Annotated in this window: 23 protein-coding genes; 11 read left to right on the forward strand and 12 right to left on the reverse strand. The window is 66.2% G+C overall.

The features are described 5' to 3' along the window. Positions 1-266: 266 nt before the first annotated feature. From VE25_RS06105 to VE25_RS06130, 6 genes are all read right to left on the reverse strand, one after another. On the reverse strand, positions 267-1,253 hold the full coding sequence (locus tag VE25_RS06105; protein WP_046107717.1) for an ABC transporter permease: 987 nt from the start codon (positions 1,251-1,253) through the stop codon (positions 267-269). A gap of 68 nt (positions 1,254-1,321) precedes the next feature. Further along, on the reverse strand, positions 1,322-3,268 hold the full coding sequence (locus VE25_RS06110; protein WP_046107718.1) for an ABC transporter substrate-binding protein: 1,947 nt from the start codon (positions 3,266-3,268) through the stop codon (positions 1,322-1,324). Between the two features lie 70 nt (positions 3,269-3,338). After that, on the reverse strand, positions 3,339-5,447 hold the full coding sequence (locus VE25_RS06115) for an alpha-amylase family protein (RefSeq protein ID WP_046107719.1): 2,109 nt from the start codon (positions 5,445-5,447) through the stop codon (positions 3,339-3,341). Then, positions 5,437-6,471: an ABC transporter ATP-binding protein gene (locus VE25_RS06120; protein WP_046107720.1), complete on the reverse strand. Its 1,035-nt coding sequence runs from the start codon at positions 6,469-6,471 to the stop codon at positions 5,437-5,439. Before VE25_RS06120 ends, VE25_RS06115 begins: the two co-directional genes overlap by 11 nt. Next, on the reverse strand, positions 6,468-7,529 hold the full coding sequence (locus VE25_RS06125; protein ID WP_046107721.1) for an ABC transporter ATP-binding protein: 1,062 nt from the start codon (positions 7,527-7,529) through the stop codon (positions 6,468-6,470). Before VE25_RS06125 ends, VE25_RS06120 begins: the two co-directional genes overlap by 4 nt. A gap of 7 nt (positions 7,530-7,536) precedes the next feature. Beyond that, positions 7,537-8,682, reverse strand: a complete 1,146-nt coding sequence (locus tag VE25_RS06130) for an ABC transporter permease (RefSeq protein WP_083988757.1) — start codon at positions 8,680-8,682, stop codon at positions 7,537-7,539. A gap of 375 nt (positions 8,683-9,057) precedes the next feature. Here VE25_RS06130 and VE25_RS06135 point away from each other — a divergent pair, with 375 nt between their 5' ends. The 4 genes from VE25_RS06135 to VE25_RS06150 are packed head-to-tail and all read left to right on the forward strand — an operon-like array spanning position 9,058 to position 13,028. Beyond that, the gene (locus tag VE25_RS06135; protein WP_046107723.1) at positions 9,058-10,107 is read left to right on the forward strand and encodes a LacI family DNA-binding transcriptional regulator; all 1,050 of its coding nucleotides are present in this window, start codon (positions 9,058-9,060) and stop codon (positions 10,105-10,107) included. 10 nt (positions 10,108-10,117) lie between these two features. Further along, a complete protein-coding gene (locus VE25_RS06140) occupies positions 10,118-11,068 on the forward strand; it encodes a D-2-hydroxyacid dehydrogenase (protein WP_052731762.1) in 951 nt (316 codons plus the stop codon). A 41-nt stretch (positions 11,069-11,109) separates the two neighbouring features. Beyond that, on the forward strand, positions 11,110-11,985 hold the full coding sequence (locus VE25_RS06145) for a 2-hydroxy-3-oxopropionate reductase (RefSeq protein ID WP_046107724.1): 876 nt from the start codon (positions 11,110-11,112) through the stop codon (positions 11,983-11,985). A gap of 32 nt (positions 11,986-12,017) precedes the next feature. Continuing rightward, positions 12,018-13,028 carry a LacI family DNA-binding transcriptional regulator gene (locus tag VE25_RS06150; protein ID WP_046107725.1) on the forward strand — a complete coding sequence of 337 codons (1,011 nt, stop codon included), beginning with the start codon at positions 12,018-12,020 and terminating at the stop codon, positions 13,026-13,028. Positions 13,029-13,043: 15 nt separating this feature from the next. On the opposite strand, the gene VE25_RS06155 is transcribed toward VE25_RS06150, so the two are convergent. Next, the gene (locus VE25_RS06155) at positions 13,044-13,982 is read right to left on the reverse strand and encodes a GNAT family N-acetyltransferase (protein WP_046107726.1); all 939 of its coding nucleotides are present in this window, start codon (positions 13,980-13,982) and stop codon (positions 13,044-13,046) included. A gap of 197 nt (positions 13,983-14,179) precedes the next feature. On the opposite strand from VE25_RS06155, the gene VE25_RS06160 reads away from it, so the two are divergent. From VE25_RS06160 to VE25_RS06185, 6 genes are all read left to right on the forward strand, one after another. Continuing rightward, positions 14,180-15,151, forward strand: a complete 972-nt coding sequence (locus tag VE25_RS06160; protein WP_046107727.1) for an ABC transporter ATP-binding protein — start codon at positions 14,180-14,182, stop codon at positions 15,149-15,151. Next, positions 15,148-15,960 carry an ABC transporter permease gene (locus VE25_RS06165; RefSeq protein ID WP_046107728.1) on the forward strand — a complete coding sequence of 271 codons (813 nt, stop codon included), beginning with the start codon at positions 15,148-15,150 and terminating at the stop codon, positions 15,958-15,960. The genes VE25_RS06160 and VE25_RS06165 overlap by 4 nt, the downstream gene beginning before the upstream one ends. Continuing rightward, entirely contained in the window at positions 15,957-16,778 is an 822-nt protein-coding gene (locus VE25_RS06170; RefSeq protein ID WP_046107729.1) for a substrate-binding periplasmic protein, read from the forward strand. The genes VE25_RS06165 and VE25_RS06170 overlap by 4 nt, the downstream gene beginning before the upstream one ends. Positions 16,779-16,846: 68 nt before the next feature. After that, positions 16,847-17,494 carry a c-type cytochrome gene (locus tag VE25_RS06175; RefSeq protein ID WP_083988759.1) on the forward strand — a complete coding sequence of 216 codons (648 nt, stop codon included), beginning with the start codon at positions 16,847-16,849 and terminating at the stop codon, positions 17,492-17,494. Positions 17,495-17,536: 42 nt separating this feature from the next. After that, positions 17,537-19,291, forward strand: coding sequence for a pyrroloquinoline quinone-dependent dehydrogenase (locus VE25_RS06180; protein WP_046107731.1), 1,755 nt, complete (start codon positions 17,537-17,539; stop codon positions 19,289-19,291). Positions 19,292-19,347: 56 nt separating this feature from the next. Further along, entirely contained in the window at positions 19,348-20,172 is an 825-nt protein-coding gene (locus VE25_RS06185; protein WP_046107732.1) for a substrate-binding periplasmic protein, read from the forward strand. Between the two features lie 11 nt (positions 20,173-20,183). On the opposite strand, the gene VE25_RS21720 is transcribed toward VE25_RS06185, so the two are convergent. Then, the gene (locus VE25_RS21720; RefSeq protein ID WP_152664524.1) at positions 20,184-20,795 is read right to left on the reverse strand and encodes a hypothetical protein; all 612 of its coding nucleotides are present in this window, start codon (positions 20,793-20,795) and stop codon (positions 20,184-20,186) included. A 153-nt stretch (positions 20,796-20,948) separates the two neighbouring features. On the opposite strand from VE25_RS21720, the gene VE25_RS06195 reads away from it, so the two are divergent. Continuing rightward, complete coding sequence (locus VE25_RS06195; RefSeq protein ID WP_046107733.1) at positions 20,949-21,401, forward strand: pseudoazurin; 453 nt, start codon at positions 20,949-20,951, stop codon at positions 21,399-21,401. 41 nt (positions 21,402-21,442) lie between these two features. Here VE25_RS06195 and VE25_RS06200 read toward each other — a convergent pair whose 3' ends face one another. The 4 genes from VE25_RS06200 to VE25_RS06215 form a co-directional block, all read right to left on the reverse strand. Then, positions 21,443-22,288 (reverse strand): ABC transporter ATP-binding protein, encoded by an 846-nt coding sequence (locus VE25_RS06200; RefSeq protein WP_244466873.1) that lies wholly within the window; start codon positions 22,286-22,288, stop codon positions 21,443-21,445. Next, entirely contained in the window at positions 22,285-23,304 is a 1,020-nt protein-coding gene (locus tag VE25_RS06205) for an ABC transporter substrate-binding protein (protein ID WP_152664525.1), read from the reverse strand. The genes VE25_RS06200 and VE25_RS06205 overlap by 4 nt, the downstream gene beginning before the upstream one ends. A gap of 66 nt (positions 23,305-23,370) precedes the next feature. Next, the gene (locus VE25_RS06210) at positions 23,371-24,111 is read right to left on the reverse strand and encodes an ABC transporter permease (RefSeq protein WP_046107735.1); all 741 of its coding nucleotides are present in this window, start codon (positions 24,109-24,111) and stop codon (positions 23,371-23,373) included. A gap of 119 nt (positions 24,112-24,230) precedes the next feature. Further along, on the reverse strand, positions 24,231-25,124 hold the full coding sequence (locus VE25_RS06215) for a LysR family transcriptional regulator (RefSeq protein WP_046107736.1): 894 nt from the start codon (positions 25,122-25,124) through the stop codon (positions 24,231-24,233). Positions 25,125-25,181 lie beyond the last annotated feature (57 nt).

Consider the following 25,181-nt stretch of genomic DNA (forward strand, 5'->3'; position numbering starts at 1 on the left):
ATAAAGCCTGACACGCTCTATGTATATGAGCCCAACTTTTGAGTGGGCAGGGAGAAGGTGCCCGAAGGGGCGGATGAGGGGTTCCCCGCCATCGGCGCCGGCCCAGTTGCAGCATCGCAGACCCCTCACCCGGCGCTCCGGAGGGGCGGCGAGGTGAGGCACGGTGCCTGTGGAGAGCACGGACGCCTCCACAGCGTCCCCTCGCCCCTCCGGGGAGAGGGCCAGGGTGAGGGGGCTGCTTTGCCCCCGTTTTCGCGATTGCCTGCTCACGTATAGCGTATGCGCGGGTCCAGCCACGCCAGCAGCAGGTCCGACAGCAGCGTGCCGATCACCGTCAGCGCGCTCAGCATCATGATGAAGCTGCCGGCCAGGTACATGTCCTGGCTGATCAGCGCCTGCAGCAGCAGCGGGCCGGTCATCGGCAGGTTGAGCACCACGGCGGTGATCGTTGCGCCCGAGACCAGCGTCGGCAGCACCCAGCCGACGGTCGAGATGAACGGGTTGAGGGCGATCCGCACCGGATACTTCATGAGGAGCTTGCGCTCCGAGAGCCCATAGGCCCGCGCCGTCGTCACGTAGGGCTTGCCGAGCTCGTCGAGGAGGTTGGCGCGCAGGATGCGGATCAGCGCCGCCGTGCCGCTGGTGCCGAGCACGATCGTCGGGATGATGAGGTGCTGGGCGAGGTCGACGAACTTGCCCCAGCTCCAGGGCGCATTCTCGTATTCGGGCGAGAACAGCCCGCCGATGCCGGTGTTGAAGTACTTGAACGAGATGTACATCAAGACCAGCGCGAAGAGGAAATTGGGGATGGCGAGGCCCAGGACGCCGATGAAGGTGGCGATGTAGTCGCCCACGGTGTTCTTGCGCACGGCCGTGTAGATGCCGATGGGCAGTGAGATCGCCCAGATGAAGAGCAGGGTGATGAGGGCGAGCAGGAACGTCAGGCCCAGCCGGTTCCACAGAAGGTCCGCCACCGGCCGGCGCCATTCGAGCGAAAAGCCGAAATCGCCCGCGAAGATGATGTTGGAGATCCACTTCCAATACTGGACATAGACGGGATCGTCGAGCCCGTAGCGGGCCCGCAGCGCCGCCATCGCCTCCGGCTCCACCGTCACGCCCTGCAGGTTGAGCTGGGCGACCATGGCGGTGACGAAGTCGCCCGGCGGCAGCTGAATGATGACGAAGGTCATCACCGAGATCGCCACGAGCGTGACAAGCATGTAGAGAAAGCGGCGGGCGATGAAGGCGGCCATTTGACGAGCTCCTGGAGTGATGCCTCCCCCGGCTTCAGACCGGGAGAGGCAGGCGCGTCGGGAGGGAGTTATTCGGAAGCGTAGTAGAACTGCTCGGGATTGGCGGAGCCCGGATGCGTGTACTGGGTGCTCGCGAGCAGCACCGGCGGCACGTTGCGCATCAGCTTGTTGATGATGCCGTAGTCCGTCGTCGGCTGCATGACGCCGATCGTATAGAGCTGCTCCTTGGCCACCCGCATGATCTCGCGCATGATCTCGAGACGGCGCGCCACGTCGACGGTCTCGAAGATCTCGTCGTAGAGCGCCAGCTGGTCCTTGACGAACTGCGGCGGTTCCTCCGGATTGGGCTGGCCGGCGTACCATTGGCCCCAGGTGGTGGCGTAGAACGCATCCTGGCTCGAGGGGACGTAGTACTTGGGATCGAAGATCGTGTCGGCGCCGCCCGAGGCCGACCAGACGGCGGCGTCGTGGTCGTTGGCCCGCACGCGCTGGTTGAGCGCCGTCGTATCCGACGTGTTGATCAGCAGGTCGATGCCGATCTCGCGCCAATAGCCCTTGATCAGTTCGGCGCTGTCGATCCAGGGCTGGCGGAGCACCGAAATGTCGATGGTGAACTGGATCGGATTGCCGTCCGGCCCGAGGCGGATGCCGTTGCCGTCGCGCTCGGCAAAGCCCGCTTCATCGAGCATCTGGTTGGCCAGTTCCGGATCGTACTGCGTAAACTGGGTCGCCATCTCCTCGTCGAACAGCGGCGATTCCGGGCGTTCCACCGTCTGGTAGGGCAGGCCCTGGCCGAGCCAGACGAGCTCCACAACCTCTTCGCGGTTGATGGCGGTCGACAGCGCCTGGCGGAAGGCGAGGTTGTTGAAGATCTCACGCTTGGCCGGATCCTTGTGGGTCAGGTTGAGCGAGATGATCATCAGGTTGGCGCGGTTGGGCAGCACCTCGTAGAACTCGTATCCGCCGCGTTCCTGGTTGTCGAAGAAGGTGCCGCGGTTCTCGGGCGTGGTGACGAACCCGATATAGCTGTCCACCATGTCGAAATCGCCGTTGGCCGCCTTCAGCAGCGTCACCTGGTTGTCCGAGATGATGTCGACGGTCACCGTGTCCATGTAGGGCAGCTGGTTACCTTCCGTGTCGACCTTGAAGTAGTAGGGGTTGCGCTGGGCGATGACCTGGGTGCCCGCGCCCTGGCCGATGCCGACCTCGACGATCCATGGGTTGAGGCGCGGCACGTCCGGGTTGCGCCAGGCGTCGGCCATGCTGTGGAAGTGCGTGACCCAGTTCTGCGAGCCGGCCGCCTGGGCGTCGGCCTCGGCGTTCTCGTTGTATTTGGGGTGGAACTGCTCGAGGTAATGGCGCGGATAGGCCGTCGGCACGTTGGGCTCGGCGGCGAGCGCCGGGGTCGCGAACTGCTGGAGCAGCATGCCGTTGGGCTCGGGGAAGCTGAACCGCACCGTCAGGTCGTCGATCTTCTCGACCGTCAGGCCGCCGGCGCGCGTCGACCAGCGCGGCTGGGCGGGGAAGAGCTCGGTGTTGCTGAACACGTCCTCGTACCAGAAGACGATGTCGTCGGCGGTGAACGGGGCGCCGTCGGACCACTTCATGCCTTCGCGCAGCTTGAAGACGTAGGCGCGGCCCTCGTCCTCGACCTCGATGCTCTCGGCCACGTTCGGCTTGACGTCCGGCACGACGTCCTGCTGCTCCTGGCCGGGCAGCCAGGTGTCCCAGCGGGTCAGGTTCTCGTAGCCGATGGTGCGCACCAGCGTCGAGATATCGCTGGCCGAGGCCATGGTCAGCCGCCAGGTGCCGCCATACTGGCCGACGCTTTCGAAGGGCGTGACGACCATGGGGCTGGCCGGCAGGCGCTCCTCGACCGCCGGCAGGTCGCCGGCGCCGACCCGCTCGGCCAGCACCGGGGCTTCGTTATAGTCCTGCGCGGCGGCGAAGCCGGCGGAAAGCGCGAGAGCGGCCAGTCCGACGCCGGCTCTCCCTAAGGCATGAAGCAGTCTCATTGGTCTCCTCCAATCATGGGCATGCGGTTGATGGGGCGGAGTTGCTCTCCGCTCGTCTCGGGGAGCGGCGCTAGCCGTTCCCCTGGAACGCGATGGCCTCGAACGCCTCGAGCGGGGGCAGCGCGTACCAGAGGTAGCCGTCCGCGTCGGGCTCGGTGGTTTCGGGCGAAATCTCATGGCCGGCGACCAGCGCCGTACCGTTGCCGGCAACGCCCTTGACGCCGAGCTTGAGGCCATGCACGGCCGGCGCGTCCTCGTAGAGGTTGTTGCGCTGCCCGCCATAGTTGACGACGTGCACCAGCACTTTGCCGGTCGCCTCCTGGCGCTGCACCGTCAGCTCCAGCGACCCCTTGCCCTCGATTTTCACCGGAGCGGCGGGGATGTGGCGGGTGACGAGGTCGGTGAGGAAGGTGCGCGTATGGGGCAGGCTGTCGCGATGGTAGAGCGCGTCGGCATGCCAGGGCACGTAGACGGCCTTGCCCTTGCCGTGGCCGCCGATGATGGCGCCCGGCATCTCGCTCTCGAAATCGGGGAAACACAGTTCGGGCGGTCCGAACCGCTGCGGGGGCAGGAGCTTCAAGAGCTTCTGCGCTCCCTCCTTCACCTGCGCTACATAATAGGTGTGGTCGAGCATCAGGAGCCTGACGTCATCGCCGATGGGCAGTTCCCCCGGCCGCACGCGGAAATAGGCGCCCTTCATGTGCCGGCGGGCCATCGGCTTGCCCGCGATTGGCAGGCTCTCGAGCGCCGGCTTGTCGCGCGGCACGCCCTTCTCGTCATAGAGCCCGGTCTCGCCGGTCGCGAGCAGCACGCCGCCGGCCTCGACCCATGCGTCGATCGCTCGGGCCTCGGCATCGGAAAGGCAGGTGACGTTGGGCATCACCAGCGCGTCGTATTGGCCGAGGATTTCGGCGCCGTCCTTGCCGGCGACCACCTCGTCGACGACGAGGTCGAACGGCAGCCGCGCCTCGGCGAGCGCGCGGTAGGCGCCGCGATAGGCGGCCTGCGCATGCTGGCCGCTCGCGGCGCGCTTGGAGTAGCCGCCGGCCCCGTGCCCCGGCACCACCGCGTGCGAGTGGTAGAGCGCGATCTTCGAGGCAGGCTTCAAGCCGGTGTAGTGCCGCTCGTTGGCCTTGTGCCAGTGGAAGAGTTTCGACGTATCGGCGAAGGCGGACTTGTCATCCTGGTCCATGACGCCCAAGAGATAGAAGTCGAGCGTTGCCCCGCTCGCCAGCTGCTGGGCGGCGCGCACCAGCTGGTAGGCGCCGGTTTCCGAGACGAACCGCCAGGCGTAGTCGATGAAGTTGGCCGAGGTCGAGGAGACCGTCTTGCCGCGCCCGTAGGCCTGGCCCCAGCGGGCCTGCTCGCCGGCCTGGTAGGGCCATTCGGGCTGCGGCCGGTCGACGGCGCGCTGCGTCTCCATGCGGATCAGGTCGCTCTCGCCGCGGTGCCCGGTCATGGCGACCCTGGGGTTCACCTGCTTGATGTGCCGGTAGACCTTGGCGCGCAGCTCCAGCGACGTGCGGTCCTTGAACTCCAGGTAATCGGCATAGGCGGGGTCGGAGAAATCCTCCTTTTGCGGCAAGGCCTTGCCGAACATGTCGCGGAACCGCCGCTGGCAGTTCTCGCACACGCATATGCCGAAATAGTCGCCCGAATAGGTGAAGTTGGTGTAGCCGAACATGTTGAAGAACACGCCGTCCACGTCGTAGCGCCCGAGCGATTCCGAGATGATGTCGAGCGCATAGTCCTGGTACCAGCCGCCGTTGACGCAGGCCTGGTAGGTGCCGTTGTATTCGAGCGCGTCGCCCCTGGCGTTGTGGACGAACCAGTCCGGCTGCGCCTCGTAGGCGATGCGAGTGGCCTTCGACATATCGTAGCGCCCGACCAGCGCCAGCCCTTCGGCATGCGCGGCCTCCACCGCATCGCCGAGCGCATCGCCCTTCATCATCGGGTTGACCGCCTGCAGCGGCAGCTTGGTCGGATAGAAGGCAAAAATGCCCCCGATATTGTAGAGCAGCACGTCGGCGCCGAAGTCCTTGACCTCTTTGGCGAGCTTCCTCTGGTCGTAGAGCGCGTCGGGCTGGCGCAGGTTCGTCTGCACCATGCGGTAGGGGCGCTGCCACCAGGCGGGCGCGGCCTCTGTTTGCGGTATGGCGCTGGCGTCTTCATGCAGCATCGGCGTTCACTCCCTTGAGGTCGAGGCTTTCGGCGTAGTGGCAGGCGACCGTGCGCCCATCGACGGCACGCAGTTGCGGGTCCTCGGCGCGGCAGCGGTCGGTGGCGAAGGGGCAGCGCGGATGGAAGGCGCAGCCGGTCGGGCGGTTGGCGGGGTCGGCGACTTCGCCGGTCAAGCGCAGGCGCCGGCGTTCGCGCGCGCCGCGCGGATCGGGCCGCGGTACGGCGGCCAAGAGCGCAGCCGTATAGGGGTGGCGCGGTCGGGCGAACAGCTCTTCGCTCTCGCTCAACTCCACGATCCGTCCGGCATACATCACCGCTACCCGGTCCGAGATGTATTCGACGACGGAAAGGTCATGCGAGATGAAGACATAGGTGAGGTCGAACTCCTCCTGCAGGTCCTGCATGAGGTTGAGGGTCTGGGCCTGGATGGAGACGTCAAGCGCCGACACGCACTCGTCGGCGACGACAAGCCGGGGATGGACGGCCAGCGCGCGGGCGATGCCGATGCGCTGCCGCTCGCCGCCCGAGAAGGCGTAGGGGTAGCGCGCCATGTATTCGGGGCGCAGGCCCACCTTGCGCAGGATCTCGCCGACCCGGGTTTCCACCTCGCGCTCGTCGGTGACGCCGAAGTTGCGCAGAGACTCCCCGACAATGTCGATCACCCGCCGGCGCGGGTTGAGCGAGGCGAACGGGTCCTGGAAGATCATGCGGATGTCGGAGCGATAGGGCCGCAGCTCCGTTTCGGTGAGGTGCGCGATGTCTGCCGGCGCCTTGCCCTTGCCGGCATAGAGGATACTGCCTTGCGTCGGCTCCAATACCCGCACCAATGCCTGGCCGAGCGTGGTCTTGCCGCAGCCGCTTTCCCCGACGACGGAGAGCGTCTCGCCGGCCCGGATGTCGAGGCTGATGCCGTCGACGGCGCGCACATGGCCGACGGTGCGTTTCAGCACGCCCCGCTTGATGGGAAAGTGCACCTTGAGGTCGCGCGCCTGCATCAGCGGCGTTTCAACGGGCATGGTCATACCGTCGCCTCCTCGCGCCTGGTGACGATGGCGGGATCGCGCATGTGGCAGGAAACGAAGTGGCCGGTCTCGAACTCGAGCGTCCGCGGGTCGGTCGCGTCGCAGAGCCCCGGCCGCGCCTCGGGACAGCGTGTGTTGAACGGGCAGCCCTTGGGGCGGTTGAGGGGGTGGGGCACCATGCCCTTGATCGAGTGCAGGCGTTGGCCGCGCTCGCGCCGCGCCCCGAGCTTGGGGATCGAGGCGAGGAGGGCGAGGGTATAAGGGTGCTGCGGGTTGTAGAACACCGCGTCGGCGCTGCCGCGCTCGACCACGCGGCCGAGATAGACGACGGCTACCTCGTGGGCGATCTCGGCGACGACCCCGAGGTCATGGGTGATGAAGATCATGCCCATGCGGGTCTCGGCCTGGAGCTCGGCCATCAGGTCGAGGATGTTGGCCTGGGTGGTCACGTCGAGCGCGGTCGTCGGCTCGTCGGCGATCAGCAGCGCCGGCTGGCAGGCGAGCGCCATGGCGATCATCACCCGCTGGCGCATGCCGCCCGAGAGCTCGAACGGGTAGGTCGAAAGCCGCTGGCGCGGGTTGGGGATGCCGACGCGTCCCAGTGCGTGCGCCGCGCGTTCCTCCGCCTCGTGGCGGCTCATGCGGTGGTGCAGCAGGATCTTTTCCATCAGCTGGTCGCCGACCGTGTGCACCGGCGAGAGCGAGTTCATCGGCTCCTGGAAGATCATGGCGATGTCGCGCCCGCGCACGGCGCGGATCGGCTTGCCGGCCGGGTCGAGCCCCGCGAGGTCGACGGGGTCGCGGCCATCGCGGGCAAAGATCATCTGCCCGTCGCTCACCCGGCCGGGCGGCGGCACGATCTGCAGGATCGAGCGGGCGATCATCGATTTGCCCGAGCCGCTTTCCCCGACGATGCAGAGCGTCTTGCCGGCGTGGGCGTCGAGATCGACGCCGTCGACGGCGCGGATCAGGCCCTCGCGCAGCGCGAAGTGGGTCTTGAGGCCGCGGATGGAAAGGAGCGGCTGGCTTTGAGGCTGGCTGTTGGTTTGACTATGCATGGCGCGATCAGGTGTACGGGTCGGCCGCGTCGCGCAGGCCGTCGCCGAGGAAGTTGAGGGCGAGAACGGTGATGATGACGAGGACGCCGGGCGCCAGCAGCCACGGCGCTTCGGCGAGCGAGCGGATGTTCTGGGCTTCCTGCAGCAGCACGCCCCAGCTCACCACCGGCGGGCGCAGCCCGATGCCAAGGAAGGAGAGCGAGGTCTCGGCAATGATCATGGCCGGGATCGCCAGCGTCACCGAGGCGATGATGTGGGAGACGAACCCGGGCACCAGGTGCCGGCCGATGATGGTCATCTGGCTGGTGCCGTCGAGGCGGGCGGCGATGACGAAGGGCTCGTTGCGCCACGACATAAACCGCCCGCGCACCTCGCGGGCGAGCGAGGTCCAGCCGATCAAGGATATGATCATGGTGATGATGAAATAGACCAGCACCGGCGACCAGGTGACGGGGATGGCGGCGGCCAGCCCCATCCACAGGGGGATGGTCGGCACCGACATGATGAACTCGATGACGCGCTGGATGAAGTTGTCGATCCAGCCGCCGAAATAGCCCGAGATGCCGCCGAGGATGACGCCCAGCACCAGGCTCACCGCGACCCCGACGAGCCCGATCGACGTCGAGACGCGGGTGCCGTGGACGAGGCGGCTGAGAACGTCGCGGCCCAGCCGGTCGGAGCCGAGCAGGTAGAAGGGCTGCGACGGGTCGAGCGGCCCGATGAGGTGGATGTCGGACGGGATCAGGCCCCAGAGCCGGTAGGGCGCGCCCTTGACGAAGAGGCCGACCGGCACGACGACGTTCTCGTCGAGCGTGAATACGCGCCGCAACGTGTTGGGGTCGCGCTGCGAGGAGAAGCCGTTGACGTGCATGCCGAATTCGGTGCTGCCGTCCTCGCCGGTGCGCCAGAACTTCAGCTGCTGCGGGGCGAGCATGGTGTAGCTGGAATCGTAGAAGTCGGGGCTGCGCGGAGCGACGAACTCGGCGAAGATGCCGACGAGATAGATGAGGATGATCACGACGCCGCTGGCCAGCGCCAGCGCGTGTTCGGTGAACTTGCGCCAGACGAGCTCGCGCTGGCTCGCCAGGCCCACATTGGCCAGCGACTCCTCGGGAATCGCGCTGTCGGTGGCGGTCGCGTCTGAAACCGTCATCGGGCTGGCTCCCGGGTCCATGCGGACATGGGGTCGCGCCAAGTGTGCAGTCGCACTTGCCCATCCTCCCTGCTAGCTTGTCAGCGTGTTTGTTTTGCTTGTTTAGGCTAACAAGGCACGATTTAGCCGAGGGGTCAATATGCGAAATTGCGCTTGTATGGCAGAATTGCTGACGCGCTTACTGCCTGTCGAGCGCGCATTCGCTTGATAATATTGGAAGAATTCGCCGGGCACCATGCCGGAATTGACATTTTCGTTGCCTAACAGGAATGTTGGACGGTGCTCCGGCGATTGACAACTCAATGAGTCTGCACCTAACAAGTAGACAAACAAAAGCAAACGCATTCGGGAGGAAGTGCCGGCTGGCCTGACATCATGGCGCGCGTGACCATCCAGAACATCGCTGACCGGCTCGGCATCTCGAAGTTTGCCGTCTCGCGCGCGCTGACCGGCAAGTCCGGAGTGAGCGAGGCCACGCGCCAGCTCGTCCTCGCCACCGCCACCGAGCTCGGCTACGACATGAAGCGGCGCGGGCCCGAGCCCGGCAAGGCGATCGAGGTGATCTTCAAGGATCGCACGGTGGCCAGCCGCGAGCTGTGGATCGACGTCCAGCACGGGGTCGACAGCGAGGCGGTTCGTCTCGGCTACTCCATGGCCGTGCGCTGGACGGACGATCCGGGAATCCTGCGGCGCCTCGAGGCCTCGACGGCGGGCTTCGTCTTCATCGGGCCGCAGTCCCCGGCGATGTTCGAGGCGATCAAGGCCTGTCCCGTGCCCTCGGTCGTCGTCAACCACCTCGTGCCGCCCCTGGTCAAGGTCGACCAGATCGCGGCGACCGACATCGAGGCCGGCGTCTATGTCGCCCGTTTCCTTGCCGCGCTCGGCCATCGCCGCCTCGTCTACGCCCATGGCCGGCTCGGCTATCCGGGCCGCTATGCGCGCCTCAAGGGCTTTGCCGAAGCCATCTCGGCCATCGAGGGCGTGGAGCTGCGCGAGATCGCCTTCGAGGATGACCAGGCGGCGAACGGATTCCGCGACGCGCTGATGGCCATGGTCGATAGCGGCTTCGAGCCCACCGCCTTCTTCTGCGGCAGCGATGGCGTTGCCGTCACCGTCATGTCCGAACTGATGCGCATGGGGCTGCGCGTGCCCGAAGACGTTTCCGTCGTCGGCCACGCCGACTACGGCATCGCGACGCAGATCTCGCCCCAGCTCACCACCGTCCACATGCCCCATCGGCAGATGGGCATTGCTGCGGTACGCTTGCTCCTGGCGCGCGCCGGGCTCTTCGGCTTCCTCGAAGGCCTGCCCACCCAGCGCGTCAACCTGGTGCCGCACCTCGTCGAACGGCAATCGAGCGGGCCGGCCACCAGCGAATCCTGGCGCGGACGCCTGCGCGCCCCGGCCCTGCAGAGACAGGAGTAGGAGGAGACGCATGCCCAATCATCAGCCGATCGTAGCCCTCAGCCCCGAGGTCGATCCCGCCTGGCTCGACGAATTCGGCAAGGCGGCCCCGCAGGCGCAGATCGCGCTCGCCAAGACTGCGGCTGAATTCGAGGCGCTCCTCGCCGATGCCGAGGTCGCCGCCGGTTCGGTCTCGCGCGCGGCTCTCGCCAAGGCGCAGAACCTCCTCTGGGTCCACAGTTGGGCCGCCGGTCCCGACACCCAGCTCTACGAGGAGTTCGTCGCCCATCCGGCCATGCTCACCTCCTCGGCCGGCAACGGCGCCATCCCGCTCGCCGAGCACGCGATGCTGCTGATGCTCATGCTCAACCGCAATGCGCTGCGCTGGCTCGCGGCGCAACGCGAGCGCAAGTGGGACCGCTTCACCCATGGCGAGCTCAACGGGCTGACCGTCGGCATCATCGGCGCCGGCCATTCCGGCTCCGATCTCGCCTTGAAGGCCAAGGCCTTTCACATGCGCGTCCTCGGCCTCAGGCGCAGCGACAAGCCCGCCCCCAACTTCGACCGCTTCTACTCCCGCGACGAGCTGCATACGTTCCTGGCGCAAAGCGACTTCGTCGTCGTCACCGCCCCGCTGACCCCCGAGACCGCAGGCATGCTCGACGAAGCGGCCTTGCGCGCCATGAAGCCTACCGCGCACTTCGTCTGCTTCTCGCGCGGCGGCATCGCCGACGACGAGGCGCTGCTGAAGGCTCTCCGGGAGGGCTGGATCGCCGGCGCCGGGCTCGACGCGCACGGGGTCGAGCCGCTGCCGGCCGAGAGCCCGTTCTGGGATCTGCCCAACGTCATCGTCACGCCGCACAACGGCGCGACGACGGCCAAGACCCGCGAACGCGGCTACCGGATTTTCGCCGACAATCTCGCCCGCTACGTCGCCGACGAGCCGCTCGTCAATCTCGTCGACAAGATCGCCGGTTACTGAGCGATTCGAATCAAATGTTGTAAACTTTCGGGAGGATTCTAATGCTCGGTTTCATCGGTCTTGGCGTCATGGGCCGCCCCATGGCCGGCCACCTCATCGCCGCCGGCAACACGGTGCACCTCCACCGGGTCAAGCCCGTCAGCCAGCCCCTCGTCGACCAGGGCGGCATCGCCTGCAACAGTGCCAAAGAGGTCGCCGAGAAGTCCGACATCGTCATCCTGATGCTGCCCGATACCCCCGATGTCGAGGCGGTTCTCTTCGGTGAGAACGGCGTTGCCGACGGACTTTCCACCGGCAAGCTCGTCATCGACATGAGCTCGATTTCTCCCGTCGCCACAAAGACTTATGCCGCCCGCCTCGCCGAGAAAGGCATCGGTTACCTCGACGCCCCGGTCTCGGGCGGCGAGGTCGGCGCCAAGAACGCGGCCCTCACCATCATGGTCGGCGGCAGCGAGGCCGACTTCGCCCGCGGCAAGCCGCTCTTCGAGCTCATGGGCAAGAACATCACCCATGTCGGCGCCGTCGGCGACGGGCAGACGGCAAAGGTCGCCAACCAGATCATCGTCGGCTTGACCATCGAGGCGGTCGGCGAGGCCCTGCTCTTCGCCAAGACCGCCGGCGCCGACCCCGCCAAGGTCCGCCAGGCGCTGATGGGCGGCTTTGCCTCCTCGCGCATCCTCGAGCTTCACGGGGAGCGCATGATCGAGCGCACCTTCGATCCGGGCTTCAGGATTCGCTTGCATCGCAAGGACTTGGCGCTCGCCATCGACTCCGCCAAGGCTCTCGACCTGGCGCTCCCCAACACCGCCATGACGCAGCAGCTGATGAACGCAGCGCTTGCCATCGGCCTCGCGGACAAGGATCATTCGGCCCTCATCGAAGCGCTCGAGCATCTCTCGGGCAAGAAACCGGGCTAGCGCCCTACGGCGCGGCCCCAACAAGGTGTTGAATGGGCCGCGTCACGGTTCAGTACATTGCCGACCAGCTCGGCATCTCCAAATTTGCCGTTTCCCGCGCCCTCACCGGCAGTTCCGGCGTCAGCGAAGAGACCCGTGCGGCGGTCGTCGCGGAGGCAACGCGCCTCGGCTACGTGCCGCGCACCCGGCGCAAAACCTCGGCGCGAATCGAGATCATCTACCACGATCCGGACGTCGCGCACCGCGAGCTCTGGGTCGAGGTGCAGGCCGGCGCGCAGATGGAAGGCGCCCGCCTCGGCGTCGAGACGGTCGTGCGCTGGACGGACGATGCCACCGCGCTCAGCCAATTGGCGGGGCAGGTGCATGGCTTCATCCTCATCGGCCCGCACGACGATTCGATGCTGGCGGCTATGGGTGGCTTTGGCGTCCCATGCGTGCGCATCGGCGGCGCGTTGCCGCCGCTCGAACCCATCGATCATGTCGGCGGCACGGACGAGGAAGGGGCGGTTGCCGTCGCAACGCACCTGCTTGGCCTCGGCCATCGCAAGTTCGTCTACGTGCATGGCCAGCTCGGATATCCGCGCCGCGTCAATCGGCTCGAGCATTTCCGCGAGGCGGTGCTGGCCGAAGAAGGCACGGAGCTGCGCGAGATCAGCTTTCCCGCCGATAACGCGCCGGGTGACTTCCGCGCGGCGCTCGGGCGGATGGAAGCGACGGGCTTTCGCCCCACCGCCTATTTCTGCGGCAATGACTGGGTAGCGGTGACGGTGCTGACCGAATTGCTGCGCCTGGGCGTGCGGGTGCCGGAGGATGCATCCGTTGTCGGTTTTGCCGACTACGCCATCGCCGCCCAGACCTCGCCGGCCCTTACGACCGTGCGCGTCCCCTTCCGCCAGTTCGGCATTGCCGCCATCCGCCTGCTGCTCTCGCGCCTCGGCCATTTCGGCGAGGTCAATGACCTACCACCCCAGCGGATCAGTCTCGTCGGCGACCTCATCGTGCGCCAGTCGAGCGGTCCGGCAGCGGATCCCGGTCCCGCATGAAGGCGGTGGTCGCGGTTACTCCGGCAACCGCGCCAGCACCTCCAGGAAAGCAGGCGAGCCCTGCAGCGGCTCGAACGCCCAGTGGCTTTCGAGCCAGTCGCGGCGACCGGACCAGCCGTTGCGCACCAGCGCGTGCAGATCGTCGAGGGCAGCGTTGGTCTGTCCCGCCTGGCAGAATGCCGCGGCGGCATGAAAGCGAAGCCAGTTGAAATCTGCCGCGCCATCACGGAACCGTCCGGCCAGATGCAGCAGTTCGGCTTCGTGGAGGTCTCCGGCGTTCTCGGCCGGCAAGCTCGCGCTTCGGGCCGTGTATTCGGCCACGAGATCGAAGCCGAGGCGTCGGGCCAGGGCCCGCGAGGCGCGGTTCGAGGCGTGGCAGTGCCAGCCGACGGCATACCCTGCGGCTGCTGCGAGCGAGGTCATGGTGGCCGCGGCGGCGTGCGCCAAGCCCCGGCGGCGGAAACCCGGGATGGTGCCGACGCCGATCTCCATGTACCCGGGAACGCTGCAGTCCGGCCTGCACCAGGAAACGAGCGCACCGTCGATCTCGATCTCCACGCCGTCAAGGTCGGCGGCTCTCAGCCTTGCTCCCATCGGCAGCGCCGGGGTTTGAGGCTGTGGTGCGGAAGCGTCCAGCCGATAGGCCAGGCGCGCGTGTTGCACGAAGTGGGGGTGGGGCAGCGCATCCTCACGCATGCCCGTCGCGCTCGGCTCGTAAACATATGCCCAATCCGCGATATGGCGCCGCGCGAGGCTGGGGTCGGCGTCCGGACTCAAGCCGAGATAGATGCCTTCCGGGCCGGAGAGGACCGCGACGGCGGGCTCGCTCAGGCTATCGACCAGCACCTCGCCGTCTGCCGTTCCTGCGAGCACGGCGAGGATGCTTCCATGGAAACGGCTATCCTCGAAAAGCGGCCTGGCGAGGTGAAGTCGGTCGCTGGGGAGCTGGTGCATCGGCATCCTGTCCGGGCATTGCTGGGCAAGCGGACCGGGAGCCTAGGTCCCGGTATCGGCCCGATCAATCCCGATGACGCTTTCATGATGCGGTCGTGACGGTCCGTCGCTGGTTGACACCCGAAGGGATTCCTAATCTCTAGTCGGCGTCGGAGCCTTGCTTCGCCGTGACCCGCAGTTCAACCTCATCTCCGGCTATGGCACCCATCGTAAGCGTCGAAAATGTCCGCGCCAGCTATGGGGGTACCGTGGCGCTCGACGGGGTGAGCCTCGAGATCGCCGAAGGCAGCAGCTTCGCTTTGCTCGGTCCGAACGGGGCGGGAAAGACGACCCTCGTCAATATCCTGTGCACGTTGCGCCGCCCCCAGGGGGGACGCGCGCTCGTTGCCGGGAACGACGTCGTGCGGGCCGCACGACGGGCGCGCCGCTCGATCGGCGTCGTCTTCCAGAATTCGAGCCTTGATGACCGGCTGACCGCGCGCGAGAACCTCGATTTCCATGGGCTCGTGCACGGCATGCCAGCGCGGCAGCGTCGCCTCCATATCCAGCGCGTGCTCGAGCTCGTCGCGCTTACCGATTGGGAGGACGAGATCGTCCGCACGTTCTCGGGCGGCATGCGCCGGCGCCTGGAGATCGCCCGGGCGCTCATGCACGAACCGAAGATCCTCTTCCTCGACGAGCCGACGGTCGGCCTCGATGCGCAGACGCGCCAGCAGATCTGGGAGCATCTCGACAGGTTGCGCACCGAGCGCAGGATCACGGTCCTGACCACAACCCACTATATCGAGGAAGTCGAAGGGGCCGATCTCGTCTGCATCATCGACCATGGGAAGATCATCGCCCAGGGCTCGCCCGAGGCGCTGAAAGAGGCGCATGGCCGCCGCTGGCTGCAGGCCGATGTCAGCGACACGGCGACGCGCCAGGCGATCCTCGCCCACTATCCGCACGCCCAGCCGCTCGGCCCCAGAAGCATCGTCGCACCGGTCGGCTCGCTGGAGGCGGAGCACCTCCAAAGAGGACCGTTTGCCGACAAGGTCACGGAAATCCGCTACCGCGAACCGACGCTCGAAAGCGTGTTCCTGTCGCTGACCGGCCGGGACCTGCGCGACAGGACCGACGGGGAGAAAGAAGCGCAACTGGCGGAAGGCAGACGGGGAGGCCACAGATGAGCGAAGTGCTTGCCCTGGCCAGGGGTGTCTACGGGGTATGGCTGCGCGAGATCACCCGCGCCACGCGCGACCGCGGGCAGATGATCGGCGGCGTCAGCCGGCCGCTGATCTGGCTGCTGATCCTCGGGGTCGGGCTCAACCCATACTTTCGCGGCGAGGTCTATGGGCAGGTGAACTATGTGGTGCCCTACACCTACCTGCAGTTCCTCTTTCCCGCCGTCATCGTCCTCAACATCATGTACACCTCGATCCAGTTCGCGGTGTCGATGATCTGGGACAGGGAGTTCGGGTTCCTGCGCGAGGTGCTGGTTTCGCCGATGCCGCGCCCGCTGATCCTGCTCGGCAAGGTTCTCGGAGGCGCGACGGTCGCTACCGTCCACGGATCATTGGTGCTGCTGCTGGCGCGGTTCGCCGACGTCACGCTCAGCCTCTGGCAGATGGCGACGGCGCTCGGCTTCATGTTCCTGCTCTCGTTCGGGCTGACGTCCTTCGGCATCATCCTCGCGGCGCGCGTGAAGAGCTTCGAAGGGTTCGGCGTCTTTTCCAATACGTTGATCCTGCCGCTCTATTTCGCCTCGTCCTCGATCTTTCCGCTCGATCCGTCGCTGACCCAGACCCAGGCGGCCACAAGCTATCCCGAGTGGCTGGTCTTTCTCACCCGCGCCAACCCCATCACCTATGCGGTCGATGCCCTGCGCGGCATCCTCATCGGGTTCAACCAGTTCGCTCCGATGATGGGGCCGGTCGTCGTGGGGGGCATGGCGGTCGTCTTCTTCGTCGTGGCTCTCATCGATTTCAGCCGCTCATGAGCGGCAAGGCGCGTCATCGATGGCTGCGATCGGCGGCCAATATCGCGCTGATCGGCGGGCTGCTCTTCGCGCTCAGCTTCCTGCCGCCGGACAATTCGCTCGCCGACGTGCAGCGCACGGGGGTGCTCAAGCTTTGCGTACCGGAGAGCTATCCGCCCCTCGTCGCAACGGATCCGCAGATGCCCGGCTTCGACGTGGAGCTGGCACGCATGATCGCCGAGGAGATCGGCGTCCGGCTGGCGGTCAACGTGATGTCGTCGATCGGCAGGGATTTCAATCCGCGCAACTGGCGCCTGACGCGCGGCCAGTGCAACGTCATCGCGGGAGGCGTCGCCGATACCGTCCAGACGCGCGGCTTCCTGCAGACCTTGCCGACCCTTGCCGAAACAGGATGGGTAGCGGTGTCGGCCGATGGGGCGCTGCCGGTCCGAGGGAGCGCCTGGGCCGTCTGGCCCGGCACGTCCGGCCTCGATCGTCTGGCGCTATCCGGGTGGCTGCGTGAAACCGGGGTCACGGCGCGCCTCGCACGCTCGCCTGCCGAGCTGCAGGAGCTTCTCGAAAGTGGGCAGGTTCAGGGCGCGATCATGGAGAGATTTGCCAGCACGGCAATCGACTTTGAGGATAATAGCTATCGGATTTTCTGGTTGCCGCCGGACAGATTCGCACGGTTCCGCATGGCCTTCGGGCTCTGGAAAGGCGATCAGACGCTCTACCGCGCCGTTCGTGCCGCGCTCGATAAACTTGAGCGCTCAGATGCAGTTTATTTTATCGGTTCACGCTATGGACTTGAGCAGCAGATCGGCAGTACGTCAGAGTAACGCGCGGCGATGAATCGCACCTGCGATTGGCGCACCAACCCTGGTCGTGGAGTTGATGCAGGCGCCGCGTGCGGCTGACAATCAACTGGGAGGGTCTTGTGCCTTTGAGATTGCAGAGGCTTGTTGTTGCCTCAACCCTGGGCCTTGTCGCGGGCCTGATTGCGGCGGGAAGCGCGACAGCAGCCAGCTTTACTGCCGAACAGGCTGCCGCCGGCCAAACCGCATACAACACCAACTGCGCCCGCTGCCATGGCTTCCAGCTGGAGGGTCCCGATGCCCCCGGTCTGGCGGGTTCCGACGTCATGCAGAACTGGGATACGGCCGGTGGGCTCTACGACTTCATTTCCGTAGCCATGCCGCCCGAAAATCCGGGCGGGCTCGGAGAAGAGGCTTACGTCAACATCGTCGCCTACATCATGAGCTTCAACGGCGCCCAGCCGGGTGACGAGCCGATGGTGGCGGGCGATGGTCTCTATGACATTTCGCTGGCGGCAGAGACCGCTGCCGGCGCGGCCGCGGCCGCGCCCGCCGCAGATGCTCCGGCGAGCGCCGAGGCGGCAAGTCCGTCGGTGCCGCAGGCCTTTACCTGGGGCAAGCAGCTGCCCGGTGGTCCAGCGCCGGCCACGACTGCCACGCAGCCGGCAGCGCCGGCCGTGCCACAAGCCTTTACCTGGGGCAAGCAGTTGCCGCAGGTCAATGCGCCGAGCGCGCAGTAAGAACCAGACGCCGACAAGCGCCGTTCATTTGGAGGTAATTCCGTGAAAACCTTAGTAAAATCGCTGTTGGTGGCGACTGCCGCGATCGCGGTCATTTCAGCACCTGCCCTTGCCCAGGACACGCGCGAATATTCGCCCGTCACCGACGAGATGCTCCTCGATCCGCCGGCGGAGGACTGGCTGACGTTCCGTGGCGCCTACAACAACCAGGGCTACAGCAAGCTCGACCTGATCAACAAGGATACGGTTAGCGATCTGCAGCTGGCCTGGGCCTGGCCGATGGCCGAAGCCGGCATCCAGGAAACGGCTCCCCTCATCCATGACGGGATCCTGTTCCTGCAGACCAACAACAACATCGTCGAGGCGCTCGACGCCAAGACCGGCGACCGCATCTGGACCTACCGGCACGCCCTGCCGGAACTGCCGGCGAGCTGGAGCTACCAGCTCAACCAGGCCCGCCGCCAGAAGAACTCCATCGCCCTTTACCAGGACAAGGTGGTCCTCACCACCGCCGACGCCAAGATCGTCGTCCTCAACGCCCTCGACGGCAAGGTCGTCTGGGAAAAGCAGGTTCTCGACTACAACGTGGGCTACAGCTACACGGTCGGCCCGATCGTCGTCGACAACAAGATCATCAGCGCCATCTCCGGTTGCTCGATCGCGGGCACGGCGGGCGGCTGCTATATCCTCGCGCACGACTTCGAGACGGGCGAGGAGCTTTGGCGCTTCAACACGATCGACGATCCCAACAACCCCGAGCAGCAGGCCAGCTGGGGTGAGGTCCCGCCGGAGAACCGCTGGGGCGGCACGCCCTGGACGACCGGCTCCTACGATCCGGAAACCCGCACCACTTTCTGGGGCATCGGCATGCCCGGCCCCTATTCCGAGCTCATCCGCGGCTCGGGCGACGGCTCGGTGCTCTACACCAACTCGACCCTCGCCCTCGACATCGATACCGGCGAGCTCAAGTGGTACTACCAGCACCTGCCGCGCGATAACTGGGACCTCGACAGCCCGTTCGAGCGCATCCTCGTCGACCAGGAAGTCGATGGCGAGGTCAGGAAGATGGTCGTGACCGTTCCGGGCAAGAACGGCATTGCCTTCGGTCTCGACCGCGAGACCGGCGAGTACCTCTGGCACAAGGAAACCGTCCACCAGAACGTCGTTACCGGCATCGATCCGGATGGCACCGTGCACATCAACGAGGACCTGATCTCGCAGGCCGTCGGTGAATCGCACCTGGCGTGCGCCTCCGTCTCGGGCGGCAAGCTCTGGCAGGCCGGCGCCTACAGCCCGCTGACGCAGGCTTACTATGTGCCCCTGACGGAAGCCTGCAACACGGTCGCTCCGACGCAGACCGAGTTCACCGCCGGCAACGCGGTGGGCGCTGTGCAGTTCGGTCCGCGCGTGCTGCCCGAGGGCGTCACCGACGCCGGCCTTGTCGAGGCCATCTCGGTCAGCCCCACGGCCGGCGAGACCCTTTGGGACTATCGCTCGCGTCCGGCTCCGACCAGCTCGCTGCTGGCCACCGCCGGCGGTCTCGTCATCGGTGGCGACGCCGCCCGCGACGTCAAGGCCTGGGACCAGGAGACCGGCGAGGTGCTCTGGACTCAGCGTCTCAACGCGCCGATCGGCGGGTATCCGGCTACCTACGAGCTCGATGGCGAGCAGTATCTGGTGATCCCCACCGGCTACAGCAACTCGGCCAGCTCGATCTCCTCGGCCTTCCCGGAGATCCCGCTGCCCACCGGCTCGGGCAACTCGATCTTCGTGTTCAAGCTGCCCAAATCCGAGTAATCCTCAAGAAACGAGGAAGGGGCCGCAAGGCCCCTTTCGATTTTTCAGGTAGACCGATGCGACAGTTCCTTTCCGCGTTCCTCCTCGTCATTGCCGGCATGCTGCCGGCGCAGGCGCAGACTTCGAGCATCCCTCCCGAGGAGTTCGACAGCACCAGCCGCCTTGCCGGCGACAGCATCAATGTCTGCTTCGACCGGACAAGCCTCGGGCGGACGTTCGACGAGGATGTCGCGCGCGCCATCGGCGACGCGCTGTTCCTGCGGGTTGAGGTGATCGAGGGATTCGGCGGATTTCCGCTCAACGGCGATGCGTTGCTCGACGAGGTGACGCTCGCCATGAACAACACGTGCGACGTGTTCATGGGAGTTTCGGTTTCCCCCAACTCACCGGTGTCGGACGCGTTCTCGATCACGCGGCCCTATGCCACCGTGCCGTTCGTGCTGGTCGTCGCCGACCCCGACTGGCAGAGCCTCAACGACATCCCGAAGTCGCGCAAGCTCGGCACCGCCATCGCCAGCATGGGCGAGATGGCCTACATCACCTGGGCCCAGCAGCAGCCCGAGAACCAGAGGTGGGTGCGCCTGCCTTACGCCGATTTCGATCTGATGACGACCCGCGTCCTCGACGGGTCGATCGCCGGCATGATCCTCTGGCAGCCGGCGCTCGCCCGCATCCTCGCCACCCGGCCGGATGCGCAGGCGCTGCACGTCATCGACACGGCCCCGGTGCCGCCTTCGGAAACGCGCGTCGGAGCGCTGGTTTCCTCGCGCAACAGTTTCCTGCGCAGCCAGATCGACGAGGCGATCGACGCGCTCGTCGCCGACGGAACCATCGCGGGGCTTCTCGAAAAGCACGGCTATACGGGCCGCGCGGGCGAATAGCTCCGGCAGCCTCAGGCCAGGGCGGAGAAGTAGGGCATCAGCAACCGCGCGGGGCTGCTGATCAGGCCCGCGACGATGACCGCGGCGAGGAGCCCGAGGGCCAGAGGCTCCAGGAGCGCTATCCGCTTTTCCTTGTCCGGCCGCAACGCCGTCCATATCGCGCCCGCGGCGAGGCCGGGGAGCGGGAGCAGGTTGAGCAGACACGTGCCGAGGGCGAGCTGCTGGTACTGCAGGAGGGTATAGACCACCGCGTATCCGGTCGTGCGCGGCAGCAGGGAAACGGCGAGAGAGCGCAGCGGATCGACGAGCGGAACCGTCAACGCCAGGAGAAGCAGCGCGACAATGGGCACGAGCGCGGTACCCGCCGGGCCGAAGCGGTTGGCGCTCGGGTCGAACCGCATCTGCCTGATCCAGCCCATGCCGAACACGGCGGCAACAAGCGCGCCGCCGACCGCCAGGTGCGCAAACGGGTTGAGCGTGAGTCTGCCGTCGAATTGCGGCCTGCGGTCGCCGAGGATGCGGGCGAGCAGAGCCGTCAGCAATCCGAGCAGGGCGCAAAGCACGAGCATCGCGACCAGTCTCGAAACCAGTGCGCCGACCGTCAGGTCCCTCAGAAGGCTCATTTGCGCTACCTTGTCATCGGACCGCATGGACAGTGGACGTCCCACCGGCTATCCGGGGTATCGCGGACGGCATCGGTGACGTGCGACCTATTCCTGTCATGTGCGTTTTCCTATCATGCGTCGCGTTCGCGAGCTTAAATCAGGAGCTGATGAATGAAATTTTTCTCTTTGGTCGCGGCTGTGGGCCTGGCGACGATGTGCGCGAACGTTGCGTTCGCAGCGGACCATGAGGTCCGGATGGTCAACAAGGACAGCGAAGGGCGCACCATGCAGTTCGAGCCCGCCTTCCTCAAGATCGCTCCTGGCGACACCGTGACGTTCGTCACCACCAATCCGGGGCACAATTCCGAATCCGTCGAAGGCGCCATTCCCGAGGGTGCCGAAGGCTGGAAGGGCCGGATCAACGAAGAGATCTCGGTCACCTTCGATGCCGAGGGGCTCTATGCCTACAAGTGCCTGCCGCACTTCGGCATGGGCATGGTCGGCTTGATCCAGGTCGGGGACGACACCTCCAACCTCGAGGCCGTGCAGGGTGCCCGCTATCCGGGCAAGGCGGCTGCCCGCATGGAAGAATTGCTGGGGCAAGTGACCGCTGGCGCGAACTGAGCTGGCCGCGACCTGCCATTTGACGATGTCCTTCGGGCCGCTCACGCGGTTGGCCGGCCCGAAGGATTGTGGAAATCGGAGCTGGGGTCGTTGAGCACGAGCTCGCGAATGGCCGACCAGAGGCGCGTGCGCAACTCCGTGAAGCGGGGCGTTGCGCGCACGTCGTACTGCCAGCGCGGGTGAGGCAGGCCAACCTCGATTTCCTCGATCACCCGGCCCGGACGCGGGCTCATCAGCACGATGCGATCCGAAAGCAGGATGGCCTCGTCGACGCTGTGCGTGACGAAAAGGACCGTCTGCCGGCGCTGCTCCCAGAGCTTCATCAATTCGGTCTGCATCAGCTCGCGCGTCTGCGCGTCGAGGCTGGCGAACGGCTCGTCCATCAGCAGGATTTCCGGATCCGTGGCTAAGGCGCGCGCCAGCGCCACGCGCTGCTTCATGCCGCCCGAGAGGGTGCCCGGATAAGCCTTGGCGAAGCGCGAGAGCCCGACCGTCGCCAGATAGCGCGACACGCGCTCGGCGCGCTCCGCTTTGTCCAGCCTCAGGCTCGTCAGCGCGAAGTCCACATTGGCTTCGACCGTTGCCCATGGAATGAGCCGAAACCCCTGGAAGACGAAGCCCACCTGCGGACCGGGCCGCGGCGGCGCGCCCGAGACCCGAACCTCGCCGGCATCCGCCGCGAGCAACCCGTCGACCAGCCGCAGGATCGTCGTCTTGCCGCAGCCGGAAGGACCGACGACCGAAACGAACGATCCTTCCGGCACGCGAAGGTCGAGATTGGCCAGCGCCGCGACAGGGGAGGCGTTCCCGTGGCTGCCGAACGCCTTGGAAACGCCGCGCATTTCGATCCTGGTCGAGCCCCCGGGGGCGCCGCTCCTCACGTTCATGGCGTATCGGCTGCAGGGTCGATGCCCAGTTCCTCCAGGGCTGCCTCGACAACCGTCAGGTCGGCCCATTGCGAAAGCTCCACCGCCGGAAGATCCTTGAAGTCCTCGGTCTCGTAGAGCCACTCTTGAGAGAAGGTGAGCTCGTCGGCGTTCATGCCGCCGTTGACGCTCCAGCTGCCGGCAAACGATGCGGCGATCGAATCGAGCGTTGCCGGTTCGATCGCGGGCTGGAACGGAGCGATGGCCTCGACCCACTGGGATGGATCGGCTGCGAAGTCGCGCGAGATCCGGATCAGGGCGCGGGCCACGGCCAGAACCTCGTTGCGCCGCTCGTCGAGAACCGCCTGCGGCACGATGTTGATCTTGTTCACGACGGGCGCGGCCGCGTAGTAGGCGGCCTGGTCGACGAGCACGTGCAGGCCCGTCTTGTCGGGCATCGCCTCCCAGACGCCTATGGACATCGTCGTAGCATCGACGCGCCCGGCGGCCAGTGCCTGCCCGCGAACGTCGGGCTGCCCGAGCGTGAGGAACTCGACGGCGTCGAGGTCGGTGCCGGCGGCGCGCAGCACGCTGCTCGAAAGCGAATGGTCGAGGCTGCCCGGCCGCCCGATGCCGAAGCTCGCGCCGGCGAGGTCCTCGGGGGTGGCGATGGCATCCTTGGCCGCGATGAGGAAGGGCAGGGACTTGTTGGGAGAGGTCACGGCCTTGAGGTCGGTGGTGCCCCTTGCAACGAGCTGGAGCAGGGCGTCGAGGCCGACATTGGCCATTTCACCTTCGCCGGCGCGGATGGCGGCGATGGCCGACGGCGTCTGCTGCACGCGCACGAGTTCGACATCGACGCCTTCGCGCTCGAAGTAGCCGAGCTCGACCGCCAGGTCCATGACCGAGTTCGGCACCAGCGGGGGTTCCAGATGGGTAACGATCAGCCGGAACGGCTGCGCCTCTGCCGCCGCCGTCAGGGCCACGAGCATGGCGCCCGCCGCCACGACATTACGCAATCTGGTCAAAACACGCATAGAAGTCTCTCCTGTCCCTGCCGGGACTCTTTCACAATGCTATCGCCTTAGCCGGGGCGAGAGCGGTCAATCAATGGCTTTCCAGCGGGCGAGCCGTCCTTCCACCTGGCGCAGGCATTCCGAGACGATCACCCCGATGATCGCGAGCACGATCACGATCACGAAGTACTCGGCCATCCGGAAGGTATTGCCATAAATCGCTAGCAGTCCGCCAAGCCCGCGCACCGCCGTATAGAGCTCGGCGACGATCGTATTGATGAGGCCGATGGTCGCCCCGATGCGCAACCCCGCGATGATGAAGGGAACGGAGCCGGGCAGCAGGATGCGGCGGAAAATCTGGAACTGGCTGGCGCGCACCGACCGGGCCATCTCGATCAGTTCCTGATCCACGGCCAGAACGCCCGCATAAGTGTTGACGATGATGGGCATGACGGCGCCGAGGAAGACGATGAAGATCTTGGCCTCGAAACCCAGCCCCAGGAACACGATGATCAGCGGTATGAATGCGACCCTCGGCGTCGCGGCCAGCGCGTAGACGTAGACCTCGAGCGTCTTGCCCACGGGCAGGAACATGCCCATGACGAGACCCAGGGGGACCGCGACAAGGGCGGCCAGTCCATAGCCGCCGACAAAGGTGATGAGGCTGTCGCCCAGAGCCACCGCGAGGCGCCCGTCGGCAATGAGCTGTCCGGCCGCCTGCAACGTCGCAACCGGCGTGGGTATGAGATTGGCGCCCACGTTGAGGGACACGATCCACCAGAGGCCGATCAGCGCGAAGAGGAAGAGCGTGCGGTAGATCGCGATCATGGTGTGTTTTCCGTCGAGGTCCGGGCGGATCGGGCCAGGTTCGTGTAGATCAACCCGCAAGCCCAGTCACCGATATAGCCCTTCTATGCGATTCTGCGGGATTGCGCGGACGCTCGTGCCTAGCGGCGATAGCGCACCGCATCGACGAACAGCTGGAATGCGGCGGAATGCTGCCGGCTGGGGTAGTAGAGGTGATAACCCTCGAAGGTCGGCATCCATTCCTTGAGGACCTGGACGAGTGCGCCGGATTTGAGGTGCTCCGTCGCCATTTCCTCGGGTATGCAGGCGAGGCCATGGCCCGAAAGAGCCGCGGCCAGCATCGCGGTGCTGCCGTTGAAGGCGAGCTGGCCTTCGACGCGCACGTTGAGACGCCGTCCGGCCTTCTCGAACTCCCAGGCATAGAAGCCGCCATAGGTGGCGAGCCGCAGGTTGATGCAGTTGTGCCCGGTGAGGTCGTCGGGCGTTTTCGGGCGCTTGCGCGTGGCGAAGTAGCCTGGCGCCGCGACTATGGCCATGCGCCAGTCGGGCCCGATGCGGGTCGCGATCATGTCCTTGGCGATCTGCTCGCCGAGCCGCACGCCGGCGTCGAAACCGCGCTCCACGATATCGATGAGCCCGTTCTCGACATCGACCTCCACCTTGATGTCGGGATACCGGGCGACGAACGGGTCGATCTTGGGCCAGAGGACCGTGCGCAGGGAATGTTCTCCAGCGCTGATGCGAATGTAGCCGGCCGGCCTGTCGCGGAACTCGCTGAGCGCCTCGAGCTCGGCCTCTATCTCGTCGATGCGCGGACCTATGCGGCTCATGAGCCGCAACCCGGCTTCGGTCGGCGCGACGCTGCGCGTCGTGCGTTCGAGCAGCCGCACGCCGAGGCGCTCCTCCATGGCGCGGATCTTGTGGCTCAGCGCGGACTGGGACATGCCCACCAGGGCCGCTGCACGGGTGAAGCTGAGCTCACGCGCGACCGCGAGAAAGGCCTGCAAATCCCCGGTTTCGGCCCGATATCTCATGAACGCTCCTCATAAGCCCTAGCGAATAGTAGCCGGTAGCCGCATAGTTGGTGAAGC

Source organism: Devosia geojensis, from assembly GCF_000969415.1.
Classification (GTDB): domain Bacteria; phylum Pseudomonadota; class Alphaproteobacteria; order Rhizobiales; family Devosiaceae; genus Devosia; species Devosia geojensis.

Bases quoted from the DNA above. Each gene is read 5' to 3' on its own strand.
- VE25_RS06105 (WP_046107717.1), bottom strand. From the start codon at position 1,253: ATGGCCGCCTTCATCGCCCGCCGCTTTCTCTACATGCTTGTCACGCTC.
- VE25_RS06110 (WP_046107718.1), bottom strand. From the start codon at position 3,268: ATGAGACTGCTTCATGCCTTAGGGAGAGCCGGCGTCGGACTGGCCGCT.
- VE25_RS06115 (WP_046107719.1), bottom strand. From the start codon at position 5,447: ATGCTGCATGAAGACGCCAGCGCCATACCGCAAACAGAGGCCGCGCCC.
- VE25_RS06120 (WP_046107720.1), bottom strand. From the start codon at position 6,471: ATGACCATGCCCGTTGAAACGCCGCTGATGCAGGCGCGCGACCTCAAG.
- VE25_RS06125 (WP_046107721.1), bottom strand. From the start codon at position 7,529: ATGCATAGTCAAACCAACAGCCAGCCTCAAAGCCAGCCGCTCCTTTCC.
- VE25_RS06130 (WP_083988757.1), bottom strand. From the start codon at position 8,682: ATGACGGTTTCAGACGCGACCGCCACCGACAGCGCGATTCCCGAGGAG.
- VE25_RS06135 (WP_046107723.1), top strand. From the start codon at position 9,058: ATGGCGCGCGTGACCATCCAGAACATCGCTGACCGGCTCGGCATCTCG.
- VE25_RS06140 (WP_052731762.1), top strand. From the start codon at position 10,118: ATGCCCAATCATCAGCCGATCGTAGCCCTCAGCCCCGAGGTCGATCCC.
- VE25_RS06145 (WP_046107724.1), top strand. From the start codon at position 11,110: ATGCTCGGTTTCATCGGTCTTGGCGTCATGGGCCGCCCCATGGCCGGC.
- VE25_RS06150 (WP_046107725.1), top strand. From the start codon at position 12,018: ATGGGCCGCGTCACGGTTCAGTACATTGCCGACCAGCTCGGCATCTCC.
- VE25_RS06155 (WP_046107726.1), bottom strand. From the start codon at position 13,982: ATGCACCAGCTCCCCAGCGACCGACTTCACCTCGCCAGGCCGCTTTTC.
- VE25_RS06160 (WP_046107727.1), top strand. From the start codon at position 14,180: ATGGCACCCATCGTAAGCGTCGAAAATGTCCGCGCCAGCTATGGGGGT.
- VE25_RS06165 (WP_046107728.1), top strand. From the start codon at position 15,148: ATGAGCGAAGTGCTTGCCCTGGCCAGGGGTGTCTACGGGGTATGGCTG.
- VE25_RS06170 (WP_046107729.1), top strand. From the start codon at position 15,957: ATGAGCGGCAAGGCGCGTCATCGATGGCTGCGATCGGCGGCCAATATC.
- VE25_RS06185 (WP_046107732.1), top strand. From the start codon at position 19,348: ATGCGACAGTTCCTTTCCGCGTTCCTCCTCGTCATTGCCGGCATGCTG.
- VE25_RS21720 (WP_152664524.1), bottom strand. From the start codon at position 20,795: ATGAGCCTTCTGAGGGACCTGACGGTCGGCGCACTGGTTTCGAGACTG.
- VE25_RS06195 (WP_046107733.1), top strand. From the start codon at position 20,949: ATGAAATTTTTCTCTTTGGTCGCGGCTGTGGGCCTGGCGACGATGTGC.
- VE25_RS06200 (WP_244466873.1), bottom strand. From the start codon at position 22,288: ATGAACGTGAGGAGCGGCGCCCCCGGGGGCTCGACCAGGATCGAAATG.
- VE25_RS06205 (WP_152664525.1), bottom strand. From the start codon at position 23,304: ATGCGTGTTTTGACCAGATTGCGTAATGTCGTGGCGGCGGGCGCCATG.
- VE25_RS06210 (WP_046107735.1), bottom strand. From the start codon at position 24,111: ATGATCGCGATCTACCGCACGCTCTTCCTCTTCGCGCTGATCGGCCTC.
- VE25_RS06215 (WP_046107736.1), bottom strand. From the start codon at position 25,124: ATGAGATATCGGGCCGAAACCGGGGATTTGCAGGCCTTTCTCGCGGTC.